A 1,764-nucleotide genomic window follows, 5' to 3' on the forward strand; every position below is an offset into this window, starting at 1 on the left:
CTGAGCATGTGGGCGTGGGTGAGATCGACATCGCGCACGTCGTTGGCGGAGTCGTTGTTGCCGAGCTGGGCGTCGGTCCACTCCCGGCACTCGATGCGGAACTCGTCCCCGGGCCGCACCATGGCGGCCACCGGAATGTCCGGGTGCCACCGGTTGTGTCCGGGTACGGCCTGGTCGCGCATCGACTTGCTCTGGTCGACGCTGAAAACGACTTCTGGCATGGGAACTCACTCCTCTCAGTTGCTGAAGTTGCGTTCCGGATGGAGATCGCTGGTTGGCGGCAGGCGACCCGCGTCCTCACGGATGCCTGGCGACCGGCGTGCCCGGCCGCGAGCTCACCTCGTGCGGGCGCGGGTGGGTCAGCGGCCACAGCCCCACCGCCATGACGACGCCGAACGCCGCCAGCCCGATGGTGATCGCGGTGGGGTTCCGCCAGTACCCCGACATGATCAGGAAGGCGGGGATGGCCGCTGTCACGATGCCCTGGATCGTGGTGACCCAGCCGGTGTACGCCTTCAGGCCCTCCCATTTCAGTCCGAGCAGCAGGAAGAACAGGAACCACAGGAAGGCCCAGTAGAGCCAGATGACCCCGAACGGCCCGTCTGCGAAGATCCGGAAGTTGACGAACGAGTAGCCGAGCGCGGCCGCGGCCACGAACAGCGAGAACCAGCCGACCCCGGTGCTGTCCAGGCCGGCGAGCAGGGTGATCCCGACATAAAGGTAGGTGAACCCGAACAGGTAGATGCCCGAGGCGTTCAGGATCGCGTTGGCGTCCCCGCCCGCCGTGAAGATCAGATAGGTCGGCGTGATGACCTGCATCGCGCCCACGAAGAGGTTGAAGACGGCGGCTGCCTTCGCATCGACCTTCCCCAGGATCATCAAGCCGTTGAGGAAGAGGACAGCACCGACATAGAACAAGCCCACGGCTCCCACGACCGACGCACCTCCCGCGAAGTGGTCAACGGGTGCTGGCGGCGGTGTCGAACCGCCGCCTCGATGCCGCAAGCCGCGCCGCCTGCGGCGCCCTTTCGACGTACCCGAACTGGTCTGTTCTAACCCATCACGGCCGGGGGAGCCGCGCGAGCGCCGGGTGCGGTGCCGGCTCGGGCCGGCCGCCGGTCTTCGGCGGTATCCGCGAGACGACGGCCGGCTCGTCGCGGCTCTGCTCCTCCCGCCCGGCCAGCGCCGTCACCGCCTTCGGCAGCAGCCCGAGCAGCGGCGGCGAGAAGACCCGCCGGGCGTCACCGTGGCACGCCGGGCAGGAGGACCGCGGCGGGGCGGCGCCGACAGCGGTGCGGACGTCGAACCGGCCGCAGTCGGCGCACTCGTACTCGTATGTCGCCATCGCGCACCTCCCGTGACGGCGGTGAGGGGGCTACCTCAATCTTGCACCCGCCGGCGCGGGATCCGGTCACGCGGTGCCGGTCAGCCGTGCGGCGATGAGCGCGGCCGGGCGGTCGGTCATCAGGATCGTGTAGTGGTTCGTGCCGGCGACCAGCTCGGGGCGCAGCATCGGGGCCGCCGCCGACCAGTGGTCCACCACGGCGCTGCGGCAGCAGGCCCGGCTCCTGACCGAACATGCCCCGCGGCGCGTGGAGCAGGGTCGCGGGCATGGTCAGCCCGGCCAGGTCCGCGCCGCACGCGCCGCCGTGGACCAGCAGGTCGCGGCCGTCGGCGTACACCGCCTCGGCGCTGGGGATCGAGGCGAAGGCTCACCGCTGCCGCCGGTGGCGGGGGGGGGGGGGGGGCCGGGGGCGCGCCCCC

The 1,764-nt window shown here is 70.8% G+C and carries 4 protein-coding genes; all 4 read right to left on the reverse strand.

From position 1 onward, the window contains the following. Positions 1-221 (reverse strand): acetamidase/formamidase family protein (locus AB0J67_RS40900; protein ID WP_363486135.1); only part of this gene is annotated, 221 nt, incomplete at its 3' end. A gap of 76 nt (positions 222-297) precedes the next feature. Next, the gene (locus AB0J67_RS40905) at positions 298-933 is read right to left on the reverse strand and encodes an AmiS/UreI family transporter (protein ID WP_363491179.1); all 636 of its coding nucleotides are present in this window, start codon (positions 931-933) and stop codon (positions 298-300) included. 127 nt (positions 934-1,060) lie between these two features. After that, positions 1,061-1,345 carry a zinc ribbon domain-containing protein gene (locus AB0J67_RS40910; RefSeq protein ID WP_363491180.1) on the reverse strand — a complete coding sequence of 95 codons (285 nt, stop codon included), beginning with the start codon at positions 1,343-1,345 and terminating at the stop codon, positions 1,061-1,063. 66 nt (positions 1,346-1,411) lie between these two features. Further along, positions 1,412-1,540, reverse strand: a complete 129-nt coding sequence (locus tag AB0J67_RS40915; RefSeq protein ID WP_363491182.1) for a hypothetical protein — start codon at positions 1,538-1,540, stop codon at positions 1,412-1,414. Between the last annotated feature and the right edge of the window lie 224 nt (positions 1,541-1,764).

Origin of the sequence: Catellatospora sp. NPDC049609 (assembly GCF_040675365.1) — a bacterium.
Taxonomy (GTDB): Bacteria; Actinomycetota; Actinomycetes; order Mycobacteriales; family Micromonosporaceae; genus Catellatospora.